This is a genomic window from Seonamhaeicola sp. (assembly GCF_028281565.1).
Lineage (GTDB): Bacteria > Bacteroidota > Bacteroidia > Flavobacteriales > Flavobacteriaceae > Seonamhaeicola.
The window spans coordinates 59,499-66,127 of the sequence record NZ_JANQJQ010000045.1; the positions used below are offsets into that span (position 1 = coordinate 59,499).

Sequence of the window (6,629 nt, forward strand, 5' to 3'; positions counted from 1 at the left end):
AGATGAACTGCAAAGGTAAAAATGATCAGGTTAATCCGATTACGATTTCACTCTTTTTATAGCCGTAAACGCCTTATCAACATATTCGTCTTCAACCAAAATGGTGAACTCATTTGTTGTGGAAAGGACTTCATATAAAACGATACCTTCCCAGGCTAAACGTTTAAAAAAGTGGTAATACAAACCTGCTATTTTAGAGTTGTCCTGGGGTAGGTTTATACTAATAGCCGAAAGCCCGTCCTGAACTGCTAAAAAAGTTTCGTTTTTTAAATTATCATGGACAAAGCCTTTAAGGCTGCTGGAGATGATGATATTACTTTCGTGGATGCCTCTTGTAAAAGTGTAAAATAACTTATTTTCCTGGTTTATACGAGCCAGTATTTTGGCGTGATTATCAATTAAAGTATCCGAATTTTTAACTGTGAAATCAGTCAGGTTAGAACGCACGGTGATGTCACCCAGATTTTGGATAACACGCTTCATTTTAATGGAGTTGCCTAGGGTGGGTGGCGGATTGTAACGCCTTAAGGCCATCATAATGGCGCCTGGTTTAACGTCCTTTTTGAGCATCTTGCTAATAGGTTCGGTCAGCTCTACAGCTAAGGCACTATAATTAATAATGTTTCTTGATAGTGCTTCCTCCAGGTAAGGTTGCGTAATCAGGATGTCTTCTACACAGTTAGATACGGTTTTCATGTTAATTATTTAACAATATGTGTAAAAGTAAACATTTTTTTATAAAAATAAGTTTTAAGTCAGAACGTATTTTAATTTTGCAGCTCAAAAGGATGAAAATGAAATGACTAGGTGCTTGGTTGCCTAAGCAAATAAGATATAATGATGCAAGTTTTAAAATTTGGTGGTACTTCGGTTGGTTCAGTTGAGAACATGAATCATGTTAGGACAATCATTAATGATGGTGATAAAAAAATAGTAGTGCTTTCTGCTATGTCCGGTACAACCAATTCTTTGGTGAGTATTGCTGCAAAAGTTAAAAATAACCATACAGAGGCTGCTCAATCTGAAATTAAGAGTTTAAATGAAAAATATGTTGAGGTTGTAAATGATTTGTTAAGTGAAAGGAGCCTTAATGCGAAAGTTGCCGATTATGTGTCAGAGCGTTTTAACTTTTTATTAGCGTGCACCAACAAATCATATACCTTGCCTTTAGAAAACGAAATATTGGCTCAGGGCGAGTTGCTTTCTACTTACATGTTTAATGCCTATTTACAGCAGGAGGGCATTAATTCTCAATTGTTACCGGCATTGGATTTTATGAAGATTGATGCGGTTAAAGAACCGGATCTAAAGTATATAAGAGAGCGTTTGAATGGGGTTTTGGAAAATACACCTGAAGCCGACATTTATATCACGCAAGGTTTTATCTGTTTAGATGATCATGGAGCAGTCTCTAATTTACAACGTGGTGGTAGTGATTATACGGCAACTATAGTTGGTGCGGTAATTAAAGCAGATGAGGTTCAAATTTGGACTGATATTGACGGTATGCATAATAACGACCCAAGGTTTGTGGAAGGGACTCAGCCAATTTCAGATCTGTCATTTGATGAAGCTGCTGAGTTAGCCTATTTCGGCGCCAAAATTTTGCACCCGCAAACGGTGTTGCCAGTAAGGGCAGATGGTATTCCCGTCAGGTTAAAAAATACGATGAATCCTTCGGCTCTCGGGACTTTAATTAGTAGTGATCATGTAGAAAATGGTATCAAAGCTATCGCAGCTAAAGATAACATTACCGCAATTAAAATTAAGTCCGGTAGAATGCTTCAGGCTCATGGTTTTTTGAGAAAGGTATTTGAAATTTTTGAGGTTTACGAAACACCCATAGATATGATCACTACTTCTGAAGTGGCGGTTTCTTTAACTATTGACGATGACAAAAACCTGGATAAGATTGTATCGGAACTGGAATCCATAGCAATTATTGAAGTAGATAAAAATCAGAGTATTGTATGTCTGGTTGGGCACTCTATTGTAAACCATGAAGATACCTTTAAATTATTCCAGATTTTGAAGGATGTAAAAATAAGAATGATATCTTATGGCGGAAGCCGAAACAACATTTCATTGTTGATTGATGCCGAAGATAAAATAGGAACATTGCAAAAACTAAACGAGTATTTATTTGAATTAGTCACTCTTTAAATCTGAAGATTAAGTTTGAGCAATAAAAAAGAGGGATCTCAATCCCTCTTTTTCTTTTTATGAATTCATGATATCTTCAATCTCATCTACTTCAATGGGAATGTTCTTCATTAAATTGAAAGGTTCACCCGCTTTCTGGATCACTACATCATCTTCAATTCTAACACCGAAACCTTCTTCCGGAATGTAAATACCCGGTTCAACCGTAAATACCATATGGGCTTGCATAGGTTCGGTTAAAATACCATAGTCATGTGTGTCTAATCCCATGTGATGGCTGGTTCCGTGCATCAGGTATTTTTTATAGGCCGGCCATTCCGGGTCTTCATTTTGAACATCAGCCTTATCCAGTAAACCTAAACCGAGTAATTCCGAAGTCATGATCTTGCCAACTTCAACATGATAGGCTTCCCAAAGCGTTCCGGGAACTAACATTTTAGTGGCTGCGTTTTTTACTCTTAAAACCGCGTTATAAACCGCTTTTTGACGGTCATTAAATTTACCTGAAACAGGAATGGTTCTGGTCATATCACTGGAGTAGTTGGCGTACTCAGCACCCACATCCATTAGAATTAAATCTCCGGCTTTGCATGCTTTATTGTTTTCTATGTAATGCAAAACATTGGCATTATTACCGGATGCTACGATAGGGGTATATGCAAAACCCCGGGAGCGGTTTCTGATAAATTCGTGAATATATTCCGCTTCAATTTCGTATTCCATCACGCCCGGTTTTACAAAATTTAAAACCCTGCGGAACCCTTTTTCCGTAATATTACAGGCTTGTTGAATTAAATCTATTTCTATTTGGTCTTTTACAGAACGAAGCCTTTGCAAAATAGGATTGCTTTTGGCAACAGCATGCGCCGGGTATTTTTCTTTTAACCATTTTGTAAACCGGTCTTCCCTGGTCTCCACTTCAACATTGGAACGGTAATGCTCGTTGGTATTGATATAAACTGTGTCGCATTGTGTCATGATCTCAAACATGATTTTTTCCAAGTCCTGCAACCAGTACACTGTTTTGATACCACTAACCTCTAATGCTTTTTCTTTGGTTAATTTTTCACCTTCCCAAACGGCAATGTGTTCATTGGTCTCTCTTAGGAACAATATTTCGCGGTGCTTTTCTTTGGGGCAATCCGGGAATAATACCAAAATACTTTCTTCCTGGTCAACTCCGGATAAATAGAAAATATCCCTGTGTTGCTGAAAGGGTAAAGTGCTATCGGCACTTATGGGATAAATGTCATTAGAATTAAAAACAGCTAAGCTGTTCGGTTTCATTTTAGAAGTAAAATTCTTTCTGTTAGTAATAAAAAGACTGTTATTTATCGGAGAATATTTCATTTTAAAAAGTTTAGGAGGATAAATGTAGCAAATCTTAATAAATCATTAGTTATATTTTGCTATATTTGAGAGTCCCTCAGTTTTTAACATTAAGATAAAACAGATTGTATGGTGTTGATATTCAATCTTTTTATCTTGTGCTGTAAGTCTCCTTAAGCTTTTTTGTTGAACTTTAAAAATTCGAAGAATGAAAAAAATTACTAGAAAAGTTTTGTGCCTAAGTATAGTGTTTAATCTTTTAGGGTTTATGAGCTTGCAAGCTCAACTTTTAAAAGAGGTTTCATTGGAGAAGCAAATTAAGAACTCTGATCTTGTTATAGAAGGAGAGGTTATTGCAAGAAAATCGTTTTGGGATGCAAATCACAGTAATATATACACCTCAAATACAGTTAAGGTTTATAAGGTTTTTAAAGGTGAACCGAATGCTTTAGTCGATATCATTACTCTTGGTGGTATTGTTGGGACTGAAGCTTTAGTGGCTACACCGAGTTTGAGGCTTAAGAAAGGAGATATTGGCGTTTTTAACTTAAAGGAAAACTTGGTTCCTTTTGGATTTGAGAATAAATCGGTGAATAAAAGATATAGAGGATACGCTTCTGTACAAAGCTTTTATAAATACAATTTATATAACGTTGCTGTAAACCCATTCAGTAAAAAGAAAAGAGGTATTTCTTTTCTTTATAATGATATAATGAGTGTTACAAATACTAGTTATACAGAAATGGCTTCCATGAAATCCGTTGATAGAACATCAAAATCAGATAACTCAGGGAAAGTTTTATTACCACCTGCGAGTATAACATTTTCACCAACAACAATTACTGCTGGTACAAAAGCAGTGTTAACCATTAATGGAACAGGTTTTGGGATTACGCAGGGTAAAGTTGGTTTTAGTAATGCAGATGACGGAGGTGCAACTTTCACTTTTGCTTTGGATTCGGAGGTTTTGTCATGGAGTGATACTGTAATTACGGTTGAAGTCCCATCACAAGCAGGAACAGGCACGATTTTAGTACAAGATAGTGGAGCTGTTAATGGTTTTTCTGCCAGTACATTAACTGTTACTTATGCAGAAATAAATGTAATTTTTGACCCTGATGATCAGACCACTCAAATGCCTCCTGGGAGTGATGGTCCATTAGGATTTTATGCTTATCAAATTAGGCATATAAATGCTAATGCTGCTGGTGGATATACATGGGAGATGCAAACAGATTTTTTTAATGACACTGAACATCCGGGTGCTAAAGCCGCATTTGAGAGAGCCCTTGATAGATGGGTATGTGAAACAGGTGTTAACTGGACTATCAGTAATTCGGCTACAGCAGTAGATGAAGTTAGTAGTGATGGTACAAATGTTGTTAGATTTGATAATGGTTCAGAATTACCAGATGGTCTTTTAGGAAGATGTACTTCTAGATTTTCTGGTTGTGGAATTTTTGGCGATGTTTCAAGTTGGAATTGGCACGTTACAGAAATGGATATTGTTTTTGATGATGATGTTAATGACCCGATCACACCAGGTACCGAAGCCTGGTATTTTGGGTCCGGATTACCGGCAATTAATGAATATGATTTTGAAAGTGTAGCATTACATGAATTAGGACATGGGCATCAGTTAGCGCATGTGATTGACCCTGTTGTTGATGGAGATAATCAAGATGATGTGATGCATTATGCACTCAGCATTGCTGAATCTCAAAAGGTTATCGGAGGGAATAATAGCACTGCAGCAAATGCTATCCAATCAAGAAGCAACAGTTTTATGGCCTGTACTGAGGGTTTAATGACTGATGCCTCTTGCCCGTTAAGTATTGATGAAGACCAATTGGAAGAGGTAATTTCGATTTTTCCTAACCCAACAGCAGATCAATTTCAGATTAAAAATGCGTCTTTCATCAATTTAGAAAAGGCAGTGATCTATGATGTTAGCGGCAGACAGATTTCCATTCATGATTTAACTAACAGCCCCAGAATAAAAACAATAGATATGATAGGGATATCTTCCGGAATTTATTTTGTAAATATATTTTCTGAGAACACTAAGATTACCAGAAAAGTGGTTTTAGAATAAATTAAATCTACATAATAATTGAAAGGGCATCCTTAATAGGATGCCTTTTTTGTGGAATAACCGCTAAGGTGATGAAATAATAATACTTAGTTTTAAGGTCTGAAAATAATATATATGTTGTATGCGTCATTGTAAATATATTACACCAACACAATGATATAAGTCATTTTTTAAAAACTAAGTATTATTACTTATAATTGTTCTAAATAAGAATTTTAAAGCGCTAACTTTTTGCCTATGAATTTATAGTAAATTACCTTTGCACTTCATAAATTAACTTTACAAAATGAGCGGATTTTTAAAATCTTCGATTGGAAGAAAAGTAGCCATGGCGCTTTCTGCATTCTTCCTCATGTTTTTCTTAATCATTCACTTAGCAGTCAACATTACTTCAATTTTTAGTGAAGACTTATTTAACCAACTATCTCACTTTATGGGAACCAATCCGGCCGTACAATTTGCGTTGCAACCTGTATTGATTTTTGGAGTGGTTTTTCACTTTGTGATGGGGTTTGTTTTAGAACTAAGAAACCGAAAGGCTATTGGTGTATCTTACGCTAAAAACAATGGCGCAGCTAATTCTACCTGGATGAGTAGAAATATGATCTATAGTGGATTGGTAATACTGGCGTTTTTAGTATTACATTTTATTGATTTCTGGATTCCGGAAATAAATGTAAAATACATTCAGGGTGATATGTCCGGAATGCATGATGGTGAGTTCAGATACTTTCATGAATTGCAGCACAAATTTTTAAGCCCTCTGAGGGTAGGTGCATATGTAGTGTCTTTTATCTTGTTGGCATTGCACTTGCTTCACGGATTTACATCGGCATTTCAATCCATGGGATCTACAGCGGGTAGAAAAAAAGCTTTGCAGGCGTTCGGAAAGATTTATTCTTTTATCATTCCATTAGGATTTATTATAGTAGCTGTTTATCACCATTTTAATCACCATTAATTTTTAGAATATGAGTGTTTTAGATTCAAAAGTACCAAAGGGTCCTATTAAAGATAAATGGACTACTTATAAAGATAAAAT

The 6,629-nt window shown here is 35.9% G+C and carries 5 protein-coding genes; 3 read left to right on the top strand and 2 right to left on the bottom strand.

Annotation, left to right across the window (positions count from 1 at the left end; translation table 11 throughout):
- Positions 1–39: 39 nt before the first annotated feature.
- Positions 40–696: a hypothetical protein gene (locus Q0983_RS19465; protein ID WP_299556774.1), complete on the bottom strand. Its 657-nt coding sequence runs from the start codon at positions 694–696 to the stop codon at positions 40–42.
- A 141-nt stretch (positions 697–837) separates the two neighbouring features.
- Here Q0983_RS19465 and Q0983_RS19470 point away from each other — a divergent pair, with 141 nt between their 5' ends.
- A complete protein-coding gene (locus Q0983_RS19470) occupies positions 838–2,163 on the top strand; it encodes an aspartate kinase (protein ID WP_366141031.1) in 1,326 nt (441 codons plus the stop codon).
- Between the two features lie 57 nt (positions 2,164–2,220).
- Here the strand turns inward: Q0983_RS19470 and Q0983_RS19475 are convergent, their stop codons facing one another.
- Positions 2,221–3,513: an aminopeptidase P family protein gene (locus Q0983_RS19475; protein WP_299556775.1), complete on the bottom strand. Its 1,293-nt coding sequence runs from the start codon at positions 3,511–3,513 to the stop codon at positions 2,221–2,223.
- Between the two features lie 247 nt (positions 3,514–3,760).
- Between Q0983_RS19475 and Q0983_RS19480 the strand changes: the two genes are divergently transcribed.
- On the top strand, positions 3,761–5,587 hold the full coding sequence (locus Q0983_RS19480; RefSeq protein ID WP_299556776.1) for a T9SS type A sorting domain-containing protein: 1,827 nt from the start codon (positions 3,761–3,763) through the stop codon (positions 5,585–5,587).
- Between the two features lie 286 nt (positions 5,588–5,873).
- Complete coding sequence (locus Q0983_RS19485) at positions 5,874–6,548, top strand: succinate dehydrogenase cytochrome b subunit (protein WP_299556777.1); 675 nt, start codon at positions 5,874–5,876, stop codon at positions 6,546–6,548.
- Positions 6,549–6,629: the final 81 nt, after the last annotated feature.